The sequence below is a fragment of the Sorangium sp. So ce119 genome, from assembly GCF_051524405.1.
GTDB lineage: Bacteria > Myxococcota_A > Polyangia > Polyangiales > Polyangiaceae > Sorangium > Sorangium cellulosum_G.
The window spans coordinates 4535088-4552362 of sequence record NZ_CP150310.1; the positions used below are offsets into that span (position 1 = coordinate 4535088).

General features: G+C 69.5%; 14 protein-coding genes. 5 read left to right on the top strand and 9 right to left on the bottom strand.

Annotated elements, in window-relative coordinates; all coding sequences use genetic code 11:
- The first annotated feature begins 255 nt into the window (after positions 1-255).
- Positions 256-651, top strand: coding sequence for a hypothetical protein (locus tag WME76_RS17090; RefSeq protein WP_437961152.1), 396 nt, complete (start codon positions 256-258; stop codon positions 649-651).
- 284 nt (positions 652-935) lie between these two features.
- Positions 936-1397 (top strand): hypothetical protein, encoded by a 462-nt coding sequence (locus tag WME76_RS17095; protein WP_437961153.1) that lies wholly within the window; start codon positions 936-938, stop codon positions 1395-1397.
- Between the two features lie 463 nt (positions 1398-1860).
- Here the strand turns inward: WME76_RS17095 and WME76_RS17100 are convergent, their stop codons facing one another.
- Complete coding sequence (locus WME76_RS17100; protein ID WP_437961154.1) at positions 1861-5808, bottom strand: hypothetical protein; 3948 nt, start codon at positions 5806-5808, stop codon at positions 1861-1863.
- Positions 5809-5956: 148 nt separating this feature from the next.
- On the opposite strand from WME76_RS17100, the gene WME76_RS17105 reads away from it, so the two are divergent.
- Positions 5957-6235, top strand: coding sequence for a hypothetical protein (locus WME76_RS17105; RefSeq protein ID WP_437961155.1), 279 nt, complete (start codon positions 5957-5959; stop codon positions 6233-6235).
- Between the two features lie 224 nt (positions 6236-6459).
- On the opposite strand, the gene WME76_RS17110 is transcribed toward WME76_RS17105, so the two are convergent.
- On the bottom strand, positions 6460-7224 hold the full coding sequence (locus WME76_RS17110; RefSeq protein WP_437961156.1) for an SDR family oxidoreductase: 765 nt from the start codon (positions 7222-7224) through the stop codon (positions 6460-6462).
- Between the two features lie 72 nt (positions 7225-7296).
- On the bottom strand, positions 7297-8169 hold the full coding sequence (locus tag WME76_RS17115; protein WP_437961157.1) for an NAD(P)-dependent oxidoreductase: 873 nt from the start codon (positions 8167-8169) through the stop codon (positions 7297-7299).
- A 159-nt stretch (positions 8170-8328) separates the two neighbouring features.
- Here WME76_RS17115 and WME76_RS17120 point away from each other — a divergent pair, with 159 nt between their 5' ends.
- Positions 8329-9162 (top strand): helix-turn-helix domain-containing protein, encoded by an 834-nt coding sequence (locus tag WME76_RS17120; protein WP_437961158.1) that lies wholly within the window; start codon positions 8329-8331, stop codon positions 9160-9162.
- An 8-nt stretch (positions 9163-9170) separates the two neighbouring features.
- On the opposite strand, the gene sigJ is transcribed toward WME76_RS17120, so the two are convergent.
- Both sigJ and WME76_RS17130 read right to left on the bottom strand, forming a co-directional pair.
- Positions 9171-10085: an RNA polymerase sigma factor SigJ gene (gene sigJ, locus WME76_RS17125; protein ID WP_437961159.1), complete on the bottom strand. Its 915-nt coding sequence runs from the start codon at positions 10083-10085 to the stop codon at positions 9171-9173.
- Between the two features lies 1 nt (position 10086).
- Positions 10087-10518 (bottom strand): carboxymuconolactone decarboxylase family protein, encoded by a 432-nt coding sequence (locus tag WME76_RS17130; RefSeq protein ID WP_437961160.1) that lies wholly within the window; start codon positions 10516-10518, stop codon positions 10087-10089.
- A 237-nt stretch (positions 10519-10755) separates the two neighbouring features.
- Between WME76_RS17130 and WME76_RS17135 the strand changes: the two genes are divergently transcribed.
- The gene (locus tag WME76_RS17135) at positions 10756-12243 is read left to right on the top strand and encodes a UxaA family hydrolase (protein ID WP_437961161.1); all 1488 of its coding nucleotides are present in this window, start codon (positions 10756-10758) and stop codon (positions 12241-12243) included.
- Positions 12244-12497: 254 nt separating this feature from the next.
- Here WME76_RS17135 and WME76_RS17140 read toward each other — a convergent pair whose 3' ends face one another.
- From WME76_RS17140 to WME76_RS17155, 4 genes are all read right to left on the bottom strand, one after another.
- On the bottom strand, positions 12498-13763 hold the full coding sequence (locus tag WME76_RS17140) for an MFS transporter (RefSeq protein WP_437961162.1): 1266 nt from the start codon (positions 13761-13763) through the stop codon (positions 12498-12500).
- Positions 13760-14908 (bottom strand): mannitol dehydrogenase family protein, encoded by a 1149-nt coding sequence (locus WME76_RS17145; protein WP_437961163.1) that lies wholly within the window; start codon positions 14906-14908, stop codon positions 13760-13762. Before WME76_RS17145 ends, WME76_RS17140 begins: the two co-directional genes overlap by 4 nt.
- A 32-nt stretch (positions 14909-14940) precedes the next feature.
- On the bottom strand, positions 14941-15954 hold the full coding sequence (locus tag WME76_RS17150) for a zinc-binding alcohol dehydrogenase family protein (protein ID WP_437961164.1): 1014 nt from the start codon (positions 15952-15954) through the stop codon (positions 14941-14943).
- A gap of 197 nt (positions 15955-16151) precedes the next feature.
- Positions 16152-17177 carry an amidohydrolase family protein gene (locus WME76_RS17155; protein WP_437961165.1) on the bottom strand — a complete coding sequence of 342 codons (1026 nt, stop codon included), beginning with the start codon at positions 17175-17177 and terminating at the stop codon, positions 16152-16154.
- Positions 17178-17275: the final 98 nt, after the last annotated feature.

Genomic DNA, 17275 nt, shown 5'->3' on the forward strand with positions numbered 1-17275 from the left:
GCATCGGCACAGTGGTTGCCCCGTGCCAACCATAATATTCCACACTTCTCGTTCAAAGCTTCTCATCCTCATCCTCGCCGGAGCGGCGTTTGGCCTCGCCGGCTGTTCGGAAGGCGTCGATACCACGGGCCCCGGCGGCGGGCCGGACGAGACGAACAGCGGCGGCGGCGGCGGGAGCGGCGGCGGGGTCGCCGTGGCCTGCGAGACCAGCGACGACTGCGACGCTGGCGAGTTCTGCCGTTTCGCCGATCACGCGTGCGGGCAGGGCGAGGCGTCCGGCACCTGCACAGGGTCCCCCTGGAGTGCGGCCACGTGCAGGAGTTCGTCTGCGCCTGCGATGGCCAGGTCGAGCGCCAAGACTGCCCGGAGCTCCGGCGCGTCGACATCTCAACGAACGGGGCCTGTACGCCGCCGGAGGGCACGTTCGCGTGCGGCTTCACATTCTGCCAGACGGGAACCGAGTACTGCAAGCACATCGATTATGCGACCACGCACCCGGGTTTCGTGACGTTCGTCTGCGAGCAGCTCCCCGCCTCGTGCGACGGCAAGGATACGTGCGCGTGCGTCGAGGACATCGACGCCGACACATGCCCCGAGACGTCCTGCGCGACGGACAGCGCCGACCACGCCGTCGTCTCGTGCATCGATTGAGCCGCCGCCGCACGGGACCGAGCGGCGCGCGCCTGACCGATCTCCATGGCGACGTCCGGGCGGTCGTGTCCCCTTGGCCGTGCCGAGGTGGCGCCATGAAGGTCCTCCGGTAGAAACGCGGTCCCCTGCGCCGGGCGGGTCCTCCCCGCCCCCCGCATTGCTCGCGCTCGGACGCCCCGTCGCCCTTCATCTCGTGCTCTCCTCGCGCCCGCGGAGCGGCGTGTGCTCGACCTTCCTCGGGCGACGCTCGGACCAGCCGCGCGTGGCCCCGGAGCCCGTGCATCGTGGCGCCCCGTCTTCCGCTCTCCATCAAGCTCACCCGCCGCGCCGTGGCGCGACGAGACCGCCTTTGCGAGTTCGTGCAGAAGGCCGTCCGGCCGTGCCAGGCCGACGCCGCCTTCGCGTTCAAGACCAACGAGGATGACTTCGCGCGCGGGCTCATGGACCGCCGGACCGAGCTCTGGCTCTTCCGCTCCAACCAGCGCGCCTACTGCGGCGACTTTCTCGCTGTCGACATGTCGAGCCCATGGCCTGCACGGCGGCCATCCGACGTGATCGAGCTGAAGCGGGGGATGCCGGTGCGGATCGGCGGCGGCGCCGTGGGACTGCAGCTCCGGAACGCGGCGAGCGCCGTGCAGGGGCTCGCGCAGCGGAAAGACTTGCTCGGCGCCGAGGCGGCGTACGTCGCGGTGTCGGGGGACGGGGCGGAGATCGTCGAGATGTTCGCGAGGGGCGCGCGCCTCTAGGCGCGTCGCGACGACGCGCCGCCTCAGGGGTGACCCATGGGTAGATCGAACGCCGCCGGCGGTAGATGCAGACAAGCCGCCGCCAGCGCATGATCGAAGCCCCTCGCCACCTCGTCGCCCTGAGCCGCCGAGAAGACGAGCAGGGGCAGGAAGCGCACAAAGCTGCGGTGACGGTCACCTGGACGGAAGAAAGGGCCAGACGATTTTGAGAGTGTCGAGGCGAAGCGCCATACTCGTCTCAGCTGACCGAAGATTCCTTGCGCCATCCGCCTCCCTCCCGAAAAGCGACGCTTATCAACGGTTTACACATGCATCGAAGGGATCGCCTTCATTCCAAAGCCAGCCTGGGGGTGACAGAGGCGAGGAAGGCTGGCGCATACAGCCGCGAACTCAACCTGGGTCGGGTCACTGCAAAACTATCAATTCCCTCCTGTTTCGTCTGTGGTCCACTGCCGCCCGTGGGTCACGTGAGTCGAAGTCGGTCGAGCGCCTTCACGCGTAGGGCGTCGGTGACTTTGCCGGTGCAGCCGTTCTTCTCTGCCAAGTCGAGGACCTCCAGCGCTCCGGCGGCATTCCCGGCCTCCAGCCGCACCTTCGCTTCGTCAGCGTAGAACGCCGCATTGCGGCTGCCCGCACGGATCTTGGCCATACGCACGGCGGCGGCCTCCTCATTGCGACCGCAGCGCGCGAGCGCATTGGCCCGGATCGCGGTCGTGAACTCGTCAATGCAGCCGTTCTTCTCTGCCAAGTCGAGGACCTCCAGCGCTCCGGCGGCATTCCCGGCCTCCAGCCGCACCTTCGCTTCGTCAGCGTAGAACGCCGCATTGCGGCTGCCCGCACGGATCTTGGCCATACGCACGGCGGCGGCCTCCTCGTCGCGGCCGCAATGCGCGAGCGCATTGGCCCGGATCGCGGTCGTGAACTCGTTAGTGCAGCCGTTCCTCTCTGCCAAGTCGAGGACCTCCAGCGCGCCGGCGGCATTCCCGGCCTCCAGCCGCGCCTTCGCTTCGTCAGCGTAGAACGCCGCATGGCGGCTGCCCGCACGGATCTTGGCCATGCGCACGGCGGCGGCCTCCTCGTCGCGGCCGCAATGCGCGAGCGCATTGGCCCGGATCGCGGTCGTGAACTCGTCAGTGCAGCCGTTCTTCTCTGCCAAGTCGAGGACCTCCAGCGCGCCGGCGGCATTCCCGGCCTCCAGCCGCGCCTTCGCTTCATCAGCGTAGAATACCGCATCGCGGCTGCCCGCACGGATCTTGGCCATACGCACGGCGGCGGCCTCGTTTTCATGACCAACCAGACTAAGGCAGTGCGCCTGGATCGCCCGAACGTGGTCGTCGACAGCCCGGGGACGTTCCTCTTCCAGCACCGCGAGCCGCGCGAGAAACTCCTTCGCTCCCTCCTTTCCCTGCGCGAGGAGAGCCTTTCCGAGGTTGGACCAGTACGGCGCAAAATTGCCTTCCAGCCGGCATGCTTCTTCAAAACAGCGCAGCGCCTTCGCGCTCGTCCAGCCTTCCTCCTTCACCCAACATTCGCCGAGGAACCGCTGTACCTTGTGGTTCTCGGGCTCCAGGGTTGCCCAGTACTCCAAGGCAAGTCGCTGCGCATGAACGGGCGCCCTGGACTTGAACAGGTACTCGTAAAGCCGCTCGATCCGCACGATTGCCCACGCGCGATTCCCGGTGAGCAGCTCGACGGCAATATCCTGAATACGACCGGGCTCGCCCGCGGCCACGAGGTGATGGAACGCCTCCAGCGCGCGGCCGATGTTCTGCTGCGTCACTCGCCGGCTGCGCATGAGCTGATCGAGCCAGCACCTGGCGACGACAGCGTGAAGGGCGCGCACCTCCCTCTCGACGGAAGCGTTCTTGAAGCCCTGCCCGTCAGCCTCGGTGTCTTCCCCGTGCCCCACATATCCCATACACGTCCGCAGCCACCCGGAAATGAATGAGTGCAGATAGTATTGCGACTGTTCCGGGCTAGACGCCAGCAGACAACGCCGATCGAGCCCGTCCCAGGCGCCCGCAACGCCGAGATGCCGCTCGAGAGCATCCGCGTGGTCGTGGGGGATCGTGGACCGATACAGCGCGAGCGCGCGAAGCATTCGCCGCTCTGGCTCGTTCAAGACGTTGTTGAAGAGATCCGCCAGCAGCACCTCCTCGACCTTCTGCTCGAAGTCTCCGCGGTGGCGGTTCAGCACGTCGAGCGGCGTCTCCCCGTGCCCGCGCGCCACTTCAATCAGGAGCTGGATCGCAAGCGGATGGGCCTGATTGCCGTGCCCGCCGCCCAGCCAGTGATAAAGACGCTTGAGCTCTGTACCCTTATAGCTCCAGCGACTCTGTTGTTCGTCGGGAGCGCCATCGCGGAGACATTCCTCCAGGCTTTGCTTGTCCAGCCCTGGCACGTGGCAGACGTTCGCGAGCGTACGGAGCAATGCCTCGGGGGGCTTCTCGCGAAGCTCCAACACCACCGGGCATTGCTTGCCCAGCGCAGCGCAGAGACCGACGAGAAGACGCGCGACGTCGGGGCTCCGAAACCCACGCTCATCCAGGAGGTGATGAGCCATGTCGATCCACACCCACGCCGAGCGAGGGTTCGGGTAGCGGCACCCGATCTCCCTCCGGATGGCGCCGTCGTCCCCGGTCGGAACCTGCGGGAGCTCGGCCGTCTCGCCCAGGATCGGGGCGAAATACCGGAAGATTTCCGATGCCGTAGTATAAGGGCCGGCGGTGAGCCGCACTCGCTCTCTCCCCGCCAAGGGCTCAACACGCGCCAGGCCCTCGATGAAGGCACTCTTACCGGTGCCCCGCAGGCCATACACGAGCAAGACCGGCCGCTGCTGAAGGCGGGTCGCAGCCTCCTTGAGCAGCGCCTCACGGCCGAAGAGCTTGGGCTTCCGCCCAACTGGCGCCCCCGGTGGGGCCGAGGCCGCCGGCAGCGAGGCTACGCCCCGCGCCTCGAACCGTTCCTCGGGGCCGAAGATGCCCTCGTCCCAGAAGCGCGTGCGCGTTTGATCGAGCAGCGTCGGCGTCTGCTTCCACAGCTCGCGCATAGGCTCGCACGCCTTCCACACAGCCGGAAACGCCTCCAGCGCAGCCAGGCGCGGGCCGTGACGCAAGAGCACGCGATCGAAGACTCTGACGTGGCCGCTCGCGAACGTGACCCGGCGGCGCTCGCCTTCGGCGCTCACAGGCGGCTTCACCGAATCGGGAAACAGCTCGAAGCGCCTCGCGTGATGGAGCTGAGCCACGAGGAACCGATTGAGCGGCGAGCTGTTGCTCCGCAGGAAATAGCCGTCGGCCGTGTTCAGTGTGACCTTGGTATCTTGGCGGGCCCACTTCTCCGGATCGCGCAGGGATGAGATCAGGGGCTCGAAGCGGAGCTTCCTGTATTCTCCGAAGAGGAACCTGATCCCGTCATCGCCCTTCGCTCGGTTGTCCTCTTCGATGGCGGCAATCTGTTGCTTCACCGCCTCGAGCGCGCGATCCGAAGCGAAGTCGACGACCATCCGCTCATGGCGGAAGCCTCGGATGCACAGTCGCAGGAGGTCGGTCAGCGCGCCGTCGCCGCAACCGGAGACGAGCCACGTCTTCGGCGCGTCGATCCCTTCCCGAAAGCTGCCCACATCATCGATGTCGTCGGGCTCCCAGTAGGTGCGGTACGAGGGCATCTCGGCCGTCTCGCGGCCAAAGCCCACGGCGAGCACCACGACGTCGAAGGTCTCGGGGCCCGCCGGGGCGTCAGGAGACTCCACGTTCCACGACACCATGACTTCATCGTGCTCCGTGCCGTCCGGGATCACAACGCCGCTGGCATGGAGGACCACACGCAGACGGTCGCGGTGCTGGTCAGAAACGGCTCGCCAGCCACGGAGTTGCTGGTCGCGTACGCTCGGGACAGTGCCAGCCTCCCAGTCGAGCACGGGCAGCCCCGCGCGGGCGTACTCCCAGCCTGACAACGGCCAATCATAGACACGGGGGTGCAACCATCGCTGCGCGCCGTAGCGGAAGAGGGAGAGAGGTTCGCTCTCCTGCTCGATCACTGTCACCTGCGCGCTGCGCAGTAGCGCCCCCGCCGCAAAGGTGAGGCCCGCCGAGCCCGCGCCGATGACCGCGATTCTGGTTTCGGGCCGTAGCTTATCCGCACGGACCAGGGCATCCACGAGGTTCAACGCGCGGACCTGCTGCGAATAGATCGTGACGCGGCGCTCTAAGGAACCCAGCACATAGACGCGCGGCATTCCCCGCACGCGCATGGCCTCCAGCACCTTACTGACCCACTCGCTCATGAGCGACCTCCACGAGCCATACGTGACAGTACATGGCTGCTCCGCGAGATGTCCACCCTGGACGCCTGCGGCCTTCGCCGCGGCGCCGCCGGCCTGCGCGAGCAGCGCCTGAGTCTCGACGCCCACACCCGCGCCGCTTCGCAGCCGGTGTGCGCGGGCGGATTGTACTTCCGTCGGTCATCGACGCCGCCGGGTTCCAGCGCTGACGTGACGCCTACGACGCCGCAGGCCTGGCCCCAGGGGAGAGGCCGCTCCCGCGCTCCGGGTCCTGGCGATGGCGGCGGGCGCGGCGGGCGCGAGCACTCTGCCGCGCGCCCGCGCCTCGGTCGAGCTGCTCGTTCGCGGTGTTGAGGTCGCCAGGTCGGCGCTGCTGCGCGAGCTGGAGCATCCGGCGCCGTCGCCAGGCAACGCGCGGGTGCCTCTCGCGGTGTGGGCACTCGCGATCGGCCGCAGGAAGATCCGTGCAGCGCTCCGCGCCGAGCCACCGCCCGCTGCGGCGCAGCGCCGGGCGGGCGAGGCGGCCGAGTGGTCGATCCCACGCGCGGCACCGTGAGCGCGGCAGCGCGCTCGCGGTCACCCACGCTTGGCTCCGCGAGGCGGTGGCGCGGGCGCTCTGCGATCGGGGGTGGACGCGCGTGCACGCGTGGGCGCGCTACGCCCGCTGAGCGCGTGGATGCTGGCCGATGAGCGTCAATCCGGATCATGAGAGGGCGCGTCGCGCACGCACACACCGCGCATCCGTTCGCCACCGCAACTTCGTCCCTGGCCGACGAGGTGCTAGGCGTGGGGCGCGGAGATGCCCTGCCCCAGGCCGCCGTCGACGGGCAGCTCGACGCCCGTGGTGAAGGTCGCGTCGAAGGCCAGGAACAGCGCCGCGCGGGCCACCTCCTCGGGCGTCCCGATGCGCTTCATGGGGGTGATCGCGCGGCCCTCCTGCTCGAAGGCGGCCAGGAGCTCCGCGGAGGCGCCCGCGACGCCCATGGTCGGCGTCTTGATGAACCCGGGGCTCACCGCGTTCACGCGGATGCGCCGCGGCAGGAGCTCGGCGGCGAGGCCCTGTGCGAACGCGCGGAGCGCCGCCTTCGACCCGGCGTAGACGCTCATGCCGGGGTTGCCCCCCTCGTTGGCGATGGACGTCGTGACGACGATCGATCCGCCATCCCGGATCAGGGGAGCCAGGCGCTGCATCGTGAAGAACGCGCCCTTCGCGTTGACGGCGAACGTCTCGTCGTACGAGGCCTCGGTCACCTGACCGAACGGCTCCAGGCTCGCCACGCCGGCGTTGACGAACAGGAAGTCGATCTCGCCGAGCCTGTCCTTCACGATGGCGCCGAGCGCGTCGACGTCCGCGAGGCTCCCCGTGTCGGAGCGCACGACGTGCGCCCCGCGGCCGAGCTCGCGCCGCGCCGCCTCGAGGTTCCGCTCGTTCCGGCCGGTGAGCAGCACCTCGGCGCCTCCGTCGAGGAGCGCCCTGACCGTGGCGAGCCCCATGCCGTGGGTCCCGCCGGTGACGACTGCCTTCTTCCCTGCATAGCTCTTCATGGCATGTCCTTTCTGCGATGAGGCGAATCCAACGAACCTGACGGTTCAAACGCGCCTGATGAACCCGACGGATCAGACCCCTTTGCGCAGCACCTTGATGAGCGCGGCCGGCGACTCGTCACCGAGACCCGCTGCCACGCCCTTCTCGAAGAGCCCCGCGGCGAACGCCGGGAGCGAGCCGTCGATCCTCGCTTCCCGCGCCTGCCGCAGGAGGATCTCGACGCCTCGCGCGCAGGTGTCCAGCGAGCTCTCCGAGCCATAGTAGGCTCCGCCCTGGATCACGTTGGCGTCGTGCTTGATCATCGCGCCGATGGCCGGAGCGACGTCGGCCAGCATGGAACCGAGGTCGGCCACGCGCAGGCCCTCCTCCTCGCAGATGCGGGCGCCGTGATAGAAGCCCAGAAGGCCCATGAACAGGTGCGATAGAAACGCGAGGTCCAGGGCCGACGCCGCGCCCACGTTCTGACCGAGGTAAGGCACGGTGCCGGCCATCTTCTCGAGGAGCGGCTTGCTCTTGCCGTAAGCCGTGGTCGAGCCCGAGACGAGGATGGTGCTCTCGGGCTTCCCCATCTGGCTCGGGACAGCCAGGATCGCGCCGTCGAGGTAGTCGACGCCTCGCTCCTTCGCCCACGCCTCCCCGCTCCGGGCGTCCTGCGGGGTGCCCGTGCTGAGCTGGACGAGCACCTTGCCGGCGAGCGCTGCGGCGACCTCGCCCGGCTCCAGCAGGCGGTGCGTCGCCCGGTAGTCGGCGACGCAGACAACGGCGACCGGGCTCGCCTGCGCCGCCTCCGCCACGCTCGCCGCCGTCGCCGCGCCCTCCGCCACGAGCGGCTCGGCCTTCTCTCTCGTCCGGTTCCAGACGGTGACGCGCGCGCCGCGCTGGAGCAGCGCCCGCGCGAGCGCGATGCCCATGGGACCCAGACCGATGATCGAGACGTCACGCATACGATGTCCTCCGTGCGCGCCCCCGCGATCGGTGGTGGGCGCGTTTGCTCGCCATGGGTGCGGCCCGCGCGCCGCGCCGTCGCGCACGTTCGGACGCGCGCAGAGCACGTTCGGACGGCCGTGGCGCGCGGGGCGGCGCCGTTGGATACTCGGGGGGCGATGCAAGCCACCTCCACGCAGGAGAAAGCCGCGGGCGCGCCCCGGCCCCGCCTCGGGATGCGCCTGGAGGTCCGCACGACCCCGGCCGGCGTGGTCTCGCTCGAGGCCGCGGACGACCACCGGCTCCGGGTCCACGCGGGATCGCCGGTCCGCGGGTCGTGCGGTACGCACCGGTTCGTCTACACGCGCGGCGACGTCGACGTCCTCCCCGCCGGGTACTCGGACGTCTGGGAGGAGCAGGACGCGGGCACCTCGCTCATCCTGCGCCTGTCCCCTTCCCTCCTGCGCCGCGCGGCCGAGGACATGGGGCGCAACCCCGACACGGCCGGCCTCGATCTGCGCCACCAGCTCAGGGATCCGCAGATCGAGCACATCGCCTGGGCGCTCGACGCCGAGCGCGCGGCCGGGTATCCGAGCGGGCTGCTCTACACGGAGAGCCTGGGCCTCGCGCTCGCCGCGCACCTGCTCGGCCGCGCCCCGGCGCCGAGCCGGTCGCCGCGCGGGCTGTCGAGGCAGCAGCTACGGCGCGTGACGGCGTACATCGAGGAGCACCTCGATCAGCGCCTGTCCCTGGAGCGGCTCGCCGGCGTCGCCGAGATCAGCGCGTCCCACCTCAAGACCCTGTTCAAGCGATCGACCGGCCTGCCGGTGCACGAGTACGTCGTCCAGCGCCGGGTCGAGCGCGCCAGGGGGCTGCTGCTGCGCGGCGATCTGCCGGCCAGCCAGGTGGCGATCGAGGCGGGGTTCGCGCACCAGAGCCACATGGCGCGGTGCATGCGCCGCGTCCTCGGCGTGACCCCGACCGCGCTGGCGGGCCGCTCGCCCGCCCGCTGATCGCCGCTTCACCGCGCCCGTCGCGCGCCGTCGAGCGCGCCAGCGCCCTCGTCGCCCAGGCGGGCCAGCTTGTCGGGGTTGCGCACGATGTAGATGTTCGTCGCGGCGCCGTGCTCGTCGTAGGCGAACGACACGCAGGCCGCGACCGCGCCGTCCTTCCGCAGGAGGACGCCCCGGGCTCCGTTGATGTCCGTCGCGTCCCACGCGTAAGGGCTCCAGTACTCGCGCAGCGCGCGGCCGATGAAGTCGAGCACCTCGTCCTTGCCCCGCAGCACATGCAGGACGGTGGCGACCTTGCCGCCCCCGTCGGCGCAGAGCTCGATGTCGTCCGAGAGCAGCGCCGCCAGGTTGTCGGTGCCGCCGCTCGCGACGGCCGCCTGGAAGGCCTCGAGCAGCCGCTCCTGCCTGTCCAGCGGGGTCGTGTGCCGCGCCTTCGATTGCGCGATGTTGGCGCGCGCCCGCGAGACCAGCTTGCGGCACGCGCCCTCCTGGAGGCCGAGCGCCGTCGCGATCTCCGGATACGGCACGTCGAAGACCTCGTGGAGCAGGTACGCCGCCCGCTCCTTCGGGGCGAGGCGCTCGAGCACCAGCAGAAAGGCCGTCTGGAGCGACGACGCCAGCGAGAGCCTCTCTCCCGGATCGGGCTCGGCCGCGGCCTGGATGGGCTCGGGCAGCCACGCGCCCACGTAGTCCACGCGCGCGTGGCGGGCGGACCGCAGGAGATCGATGCACCGGCGCGTGCAGAGGGTCGTGAGCCAGGAGGCCGGGTTCTCGATCGCGCTCCTGTCGGCGCTCTGCCACTTCAGGTACGTGTCCTGCACCGCGTCCTCGGCCTCCGCGCGCGAGCCGAGGATGCGGTAGGCCAGGCCGAGGAGCATCGGCCTCGCGGCCTCGAACGCGGAGGCGTCGTCGCGGCGTTCCATCTCAGTGCCCCGACACCTGGATGCGGTTCCACAGGTTGATCATCGCCACGGCGGCGGTCAGCGCGCCGATCTCCCGGTCGGAGAAGTGTTCCCTGAGCCGCGCGCGGAGCGCCGCGTAGTCGGTCCGCCGGTCGAGGACGGTCAGGGCCTCGGTCCAGGCGAGGGCGGCCCGCTCGCGCTCGCTGAAATCGCGGACGTGCTCCCAGACGATCACCCGATCGAGCCTGTCGTTCGTCTCGCCGTCCTGCCGGGCCTCCCTCGTGTGCATCTTCACGCAGAAGGCGCACTGGTTGATCTGCGAGGCGCGGAGCTGCACGAGGTGGATCAGCTTCCGCTCGAGGGTGTACCCGTCCAGCACGCGGTGCACGCCGGCCAGCGCCTGCAGCACGTCCGGGATCGCCTGCTCGTACTTCACGGGGGATTGCTCGCTCATCGTCGTTCTCCTTGTCAGGGGCCCGTTCGGCCCTCCCCCCTGACGACGATCCAGCCTTCCCGTCTGTGACGCCCTGGCCGACGCGCGCGCTCGCCGAGCACACCATTTCGCTCTCACACGAACTTTACACCGATCCGTGGAGAGCTCGCTGCTGCGAGGAGCGCCGGCCGGGGAGCCCAGCGCGCGGCGAGCGCGACCCCTCTGCCACCCGAGCGCCTTCCGGTTACCCTGGGTGCGATGAGCCAGGCAGCCTCCCTGTTGCGGATCGATCCCCGAGACGATGTGGCCGTCGCCGTGCGGGGCCTGGCCACCGGCGATCCGGTGGCCGAGGCGATCACCGCCCGTGTCGAGATCCCCGCCGGACACAAGGTGGCGCTGCGCGCGGTGGCCGCCGGCGAGCCGGTGCGGAAGTACGGTTGGCCGATCGGGCGGGCGACGGTGGACATCCAGCCGGGCGACCACGTGCACACGCACAACCTGGCCACCGCGCTCTCCGGCCTCGACACCTACGCCTACGAGCCCGCGACCCCGGAGCCCCTCTCCGCCACCGAAGACCGCACCTTCATGGGTTACCGGCGGAAGAACGGGCGGGTGGGCACCCGCAACGAGATCTGGATCCTGTCGACGGTGGGCTGCGTCTCGCGCACCGCCCAGAAGGTGGCCGCCGAGGCGGACAGACGCTTCAAGGGCCGGGTGGACGGGGTCTACGCGCTCACCCACCCCTTCGGCTGCTCCCAGCTGGGGGGCGACCTCGAGGCCACCCGCCGGATGACCGCGGCCCTTGCCGGCCACCCGAACGCGGGCGGCGTGCTGATCATCGGCCTGGGCTGCGAGAACAACCAGCTCGGCCTGCTCCTCGAGAGCGCCCCGCACCTCGATCGCGAGCGCCTGCGGTCCTTCACCGCCCAGACGGCCGAGGATGAGATCGAGGCCGGCCTCGAGGCCGTCGAAGCGCTGGTCAGGATCGCCGAGCACGACCGCCGCGAGCCCTGCCCCGCCTCCGACCTGGTGATCGGCCTCAAATGCGGCGGCTCGGACGGCTTCTCGGGGCTGACCGCCAACCCGCTCGTGGGCCGCATCGCCGACAAGGTCTGCGCCGCCGGCGGTTCGGCCATCCTGACCGAGATCCCGGAGATCTTCGGCGCCGAGCGCCTGCTCATGGCCCGCGCGGAGAGCGAGGCGGTCTTTGCGGACGTCGTCGGCGTGGTGAACGACTTCAAGAGCTACTTCATCGCCCACGGCGAGCCGGTGTCGGAGAACCCCTCGCCCGGCAACATCGCTGGCGGCATCACCACGCTGGAGGAGAAGTCCCTGGGCGCGGTGCAGAAGGCCGGCCGCGCCCCGGTGACCGAGGTGGTCCGCTACGGCGGGCAGATCCGCGGCAAGCCGGGCGTGGCCCTGCTGGAGGCCCCCGGCAACGACGCCGTCTCGTCCACGGCGCTCGCCGCCTCCGGCGCGACGGTGATCCTCTTCACCACCGGCCGGGGCACGCCGCTCGGCTTCCCCGTGCCGACCCTCAAGCTCGCCACCAACTCCAGCCTCGCCCAGCGCAAGAAGCGCTGGATCGACTTCGACGCCGGCCGCGTCGCCTCGGGCGAATCCATGGACGCGACCGCCGACGCCCTGATGGACCTGGTGCTGGCCACCGCCTCGGGCCGTCCGACGCGCGCCGAGGAGAACGACGAGCGCGAGATCGCGCTCTGGAAGCGGGGCGTCACCCTCTGAGCCTGGAGCGCCTCCCGGGGGCCACGCTCGGCCTCGCTCCGCCGCACGTCGAACGGACCGCCCAGGACCGCTGGAACGCTAGTACCGCGGGGCAGAAGTCCTGCCAGGGATCTGCCTCGCAAGAGGAGAGATTCAACGCAAAGGCGCAAAGGCGCAAAGGCATGTGTTTGTGCTTAATTTTGCGCCTTGGCGTCTTTGCGCCTTTGCGTTGAAATCTCCATCCGGATCCATGGCCGGACTCCTGGAGGGCGAAACTAGGTCACCTCGCGGCGAGCGGGCTCGATCCGGAGCGGCTCGATCTTGCCGACGAGGAAGAGGTAGCTGAACGCGCCGAGCAGGCAGAAGCCGCCCGCCACGACGAGCGGGATCGTGAACGAGCCCTTGGTCACCGAGACCATCACGCCGGTGAACGTCGTGATGACGATGCCGGCCAGGTTCGACGCGAAGTTCTGGATGCCGCCGATCGAGGCCACGTGGCGCGGGGTGGGCGCGACGTCGCCAGGAAGGGACCAGACGCTGGCGCCGGCGAACGCGAGGCTCGAGTACGAGATGCCGAAGAGGATGAGCATCAGGGTCACGCTGGACGTCAGTGACGACAACGTGATCACCGACGACACAAGCATGCCGCCGACCATGCAGGTCTTCCGTGCGGCGGTGAGGCTCCAGCCGCGGCGATAGAGCGAATCGGAGACGAACCCGCCGATCCAGCCGCCCGGGATCGCCATCAGCGCGGGGACCATGCCGAGCGTGCCGAGCGACTTGAGCGAGAAGCCGCGCGTCTGCACGAGGTAGCTCGGGAACCACGTGATGAAGAAGTAGTTGGTGAAGTTGAGGCAGAAGAAGCCGAGCATCATGCCCCAGAGCGTGCGATGGCGGAAGAGCGACGCCCACGTCACGTCGCCCTCCGCGTCCCTGGCGGGCGCCGCGTGGACGACGTCGACCTCGCCCGTCATGTCGCCGTGGGAGGGGCTGCGGTAGATGACGACCCAGCCGAGGATCCACACCGCGCCGAGCAAGCCCGTGATGATGAAGGCCGCCCGCCATCCGAGCGTATCGACGATGAGGGCGACGAGGGGGATCGACAGCGCCGAACCGACGCGCGCGCCGCTGTCGAAGATCCCCGTCGCGAGCGCGCGCTCGCGCGGCTTGAACCACTGGCTCACCAGCTTGGCGCAGGCCGGATAGGCGCCGGCCTCGCCCGCGCCGAGCAGCAATCGGCATCCGAACATGGACGCGACGCTCGACGCGCCGGCCGTCGCCGCGGTGAAGAGCGACCACCAGCCGACGGCGACAGGCAGCGCGATGCGTCCCCCGACGCGGTCGATGAACCAGCCGAACGGCATCTGCATGAGCGCGTAGGTCCAGAAGAAGCCGCTCATGATGAGGCCCATCTGCGCAGGGCCGATGCCGAGCGACTTCTCTATCTCGGGCGCCGCGACCGCCAGATTGGCGCGATCGATGTAGTTGAGGGCGACGGCGAGAAAGCACAGGAAAAGCACGACCCAACGCATCTTTCTCATCTACATGTCTCCCTGGATGGCGTATCGGTCGTGCGAAGCGACGCGTGCAGCCGGGGCTGCTCGAGGTTCAAGCCGAGCTCGCGCGCGAGCTCGATCACCGGCCCGAAGCGGCGTCGCTTCTTCTCGGCGTGGTTGCGCGCGATATCGGAGAGCCGGTGATCGAGGAACGGGTTCTCGAAGCGCTCGCGCACCTCGTCGAGGTAGGCGCGCGCGGCGGCGCCCTTGCCGAGCGCATCGAAGACGGGCACCACCTCGTCGCGCCAGAGCGCTTCGAGCTCGGAGCGCAAGGCCGGATCGCGCATCGCGCGCCGCGTGTTCTCGTCGGCGGGGCGCCCGTCCGTCTGCCAGCGCTCGGCGAGGTAGGTGTGCCCGAGGTTCAAGAGCAGCAGCTTCAAGCGCTCGTGATGGGGCAGGTCGCCCGTCACGATCATCGCCTCATGCCGGCACGGCAGCACCATGCCCTCGCGCTGCTCGATCGCCCAGAGCGCGTAGGGCTCGGCGATCGCGCCGACGGGGCGGATCGGCTCGGAGACGATCCGGTCGACGAGCGAATTCACCCAGACGCACGTGTGCTCGACGTAGCGCAGGAAGGCGGCATCGGCGCCCCACTGGCGCGCGACGCCGGCGACGAGCGCGCGCAGCGTGTCGCCGTTGTTCGACACGAGCTCGCAGGGCAGCAGCGTGAGCGGCGCGGCGCCCGCCTCGAAGCGCGCGCGCAAGAGGACGACGAGCTTCGCGACGAACCCGCGCGGCACGCCCGCGCCGGGCTCGAGCAACGCCGCCGTGTCCTCGGGAAAACAGGCGTATCCGCTGTCGCTCGTGTTCGAGAGCACGACGCGCGCATCATGCGCGAAACGCTCGCGCACGAGCGGCCAGTCGGTGTTCGCGTCGAGCGCCTCCGTGATCGAGCTGCATTCGATCGTCGTGTCGACGACCTCCTGGCGGCGCAGCCCGCGGATCCGCACGGGGTAACGCCCCTGTACGCGCAGCGCGTCGATGCGCGCGCGGCTCTCGGGGTTCGACGTGGTCTGCACCACGGTGACCGTCCCGAGCGCGTCGCCGGCGTGAAGCGCCTCCGAGATGAAGAAGTCCGCGTGAGCCTGCAGGAACCGGCTCGTGCCGAACTGGAGGATCGGATTGCCCATGTCGGTGCTCCTGCGGCTCGGTCGGCGAGCGCTCACGACACGCCGACCATGATCTTGGACGTTCGACCGGGGTAGGCAGCCCAGTCGGAGAGCGCGTCGGGCACGCCCTCGATGGGGATCGATCTCGAGATCAGGAGGTTCGGGTCGAACGTGCGCCGCTCGAAGAAGGCGATCACGTCCGAGAACTCGCTCAGGCAGTTGCGCGAGCCGAGGATGTCGAGCTCCTTCATCACGAACAGCTTGGTCTCGTAGCTCACCGGCTCTTTGCCGTACCCGATGTACACGACGCGACCGCAGAACTTCACCCACTCCACCGCGTTGCGGTACGTCGCGATCGCGCCCACGGCCTCGATCACGACGTCCGGCCCGTCGCCGTTCGTCAGGTCCATCACGCGCTCGCGCGCATCGGCGTTCGCGAGCACCGCCTCGCGCGCGCCGAGCGCCCTGGCGAGCGCGAGCTTCTCGTCCTGGGTGTCGAGCGCGATCACGCGCGCGCCGCGGCTCACCGCGCCGGCGATGGCGCCGAGCCCGACGCCGCCGCAGCCCATCACCAGGACGGTCTCCTCGGCCTCGACGCGCCCCCGCGCCGCCGCGTGAAAGCCGACCGAGAACGGCTCGACGAGCGCGAGCTCCGTGAGGTTCAACTTCCGTGACGTGAAGAGCTTCTGGTACGGCACGGCCACGAGCTCGGTCAGCGCGCCGTCGCGCTGCACGCCCATGGTCTTGTTGTCGCGGCAGGCGTTGCGCCGCCCCGCGCGGCACGAGGGACAGGCGCCGCACGCCGTGTACGGCGTGAACGTGACGTCGGTCCCGACGCGCCAGTCCGCCTCGACGCCGGAGCCGAGCTCCACGATCGTGCCGGCCACCTCGTGACCCAGCACCCGAGGGTACGTCACCATCGGGTTCTTGCCGAGGAACGTGTTCAGGTCGGAGCCGCACAGACCGACCCGTCGCACGCGGATCAACACCTCGTCGTGCGCCGGCTCGGGCTCGCGGATCTGGGTCACCCGCGCGGCCGACGGACCCGTGATCGTCAGGGCTTTCATGCTGTCATTGCCTCACTGAGCGACTTCGTTCACTCGCGGCTTCCACGGCGCGCTCCGCAGCCGGGGCCGCTTCGTTACTGCAACAGAGAAAACACGGCGCCACGTCGACCGGCAGGAGCCGAGGCGACGTGGCGTCGCTTCACGAGCCGTGCGCGGGGCGGCGGGCGCCCCCGCCGTGGCGTTCGGGACGCCCCTGTTCAGGGATGACGCGCATAGAATTTCAGTGCGTTCTTGAACATCACCTTGTCACGCGCCTCCTGACCGAACTCCTTGAGGTAGAGCTCGGCAACCTCGATCTCCGAAGCGAGGCTGCCACCCATGTCGACCACAGGCCAGTTGCTGCCCCAGATCAGCCGGTCTTCGCCGAAGGCCTTCATCAGCACGTCGAAGTGCGGCTTGTACGCCGCGACGTCGGTCGGCGCCTTCCAGGGATCGTCCTCGGTGGCGGCCGGGTTGTACATGTCGAAGAACGACGAGAACTTGATGTAGATGTTCGGGTGCTTGCCCAGCCGCTCCATCGCATCGACCCAGGCCGGATCCGGCGTCGCCCCTTTCGCGCCCGCGAGGTGGTCGATGATGATCCGGAGCCTGGGCACCGCGGTCGCGAGCGCCTCGACCTTGTCCTTCGGGTTCAAGGTGCCGCGGCTGATGATGTCGAGCGTCATGCCCTTGGCCGCGAGCTCCTCCAGCGAGGCGAGCTGCTTCTGGTCGAGCGTCAGCTTCGGGCTCCAGAGGAAGCCGCGGATGCCGACCACGCGCGGGTCCGCGGCGAGGCGCGCCAGATCGGCGCTGAAGCTCGGTGAGCCGATCTCGAGCTGCGCGACCAGGAACTTGAAGAAGCCGTTGCCCTTCATCATGTCGAGGACCTTGACGTTGTCCTCGACGACGGGGCTGGCCTCGACGACGCCGGTGCCGATGATGCCATTCTGCTTCGCGATGGCCTCGTACTCCGCGGGCAGCACGTCGCGGTAAATCGGCTTCTGCCTGGCCTCCGGCCAGACGACGCCGCCTGGCCGCGTGACCTGGTAGAGATGGATGTGCGTGTCGAGGATCGGGCCGCGCTGCTCCGCCGGCACGGCCAGCGGGGCCGCCGCCTTGCTCGTGCCGTCCGCCGTCTCCGGTGTCGGCGCGGTGGTCGAGGAAGACGACGCGCACGCCGCGAGCGGCGAGAGCGCCATTGTCAGGCACAACGTGGCGAAGTTCGTTCTGATGCTCGTGAGCATTTTCAGGTGGAGCCTTTCGGAGTCGGTGCCGGACTCGATCCCGAGAGCGAAGGTGCCGACACGCATGACGACCGCCTCAGGGCAAAGCCGACGTAGGG

Excerpts from the sequence above, each read along its gene's own strand:
- WME76_RS17105 (WP_437961155.1), top strand. The coding sequence starts at position 5,957 with ATGGCGGCGGGCGCGGCGGGCGCGAGCACTCTGCCGCGCGCCCGCGCC.
- WME76_RS17110 (WP_437961156.1), bottom strand. The coding sequence starts at position 7,224 with ATGAAGAGCTATGCAGGGAAGAAGGCAGTCGTCACCGGCGGGACCCAC.
- WME76_RS17115 (WP_437961157.1), bottom strand. The coding sequence starts at position 8,169 with ATGCGTGACGTCTCGATCATCGGTCTGGGTCCCATGGGCATCGCGCTC.
- WME76_RS17120 (WP_437961158.1), top strand. The coding sequence starts at position 8,329 with ATGCAAGCCACCTCCACGCAGGAGAAAGCCGCGGGCGCGCCCCGGCCC.
- sigJ (WP_437961159.1), bottom strand. The coding sequence starts at position 10,085 with ATGGAACGCCGCGACGACGCCTCCGCGTTCGAGGCCGCGAGGCCGATG.
- WME76_RS17130 (WP_437961160.1), bottom strand. The coding sequence starts at position 10,518 with ATGAGCGAGCAATCCCCCGTGAAGTACGAGCAGGCGATCCCGGACGTG.
- WME76_RS17135 (WP_437961161.1), top strand. The coding sequence starts at position 10,756 with ATGAGCCAGGCAGCCTCCCTGTTGCGGATCGATCCCCGAGACGATGTG.
- WME76_RS17140 (WP_437961162.1), bottom strand. The coding sequence starts at position 13,763 with ATGAGAAAGATGCGTTGGGTCGTGCTTTTCCTGTGCTTTCTCGCCGTC.
- WME76_RS17145 (WP_437961163.1), bottom strand. The coding sequence starts at position 14,908 with ATGGGCAATCCGATCCTCCAGTTCGGCACGAGCCGGTTCCTGCAGGCT.
- WME76_RS17150 (WP_437961164.1), bottom strand. The coding sequence starts at position 15,954 with ATGAAAGCCCTGACGATCACGGGTCCGTCGGCCGCGCGGGTGACCCAG.
- WME76_RS17155 (WP_437961165.1), bottom strand. The coding sequence starts at position 17,177 with ATGCTCACGAGCATCAGAACGAACTTCGCCACGTTGTGCCTGACAATG.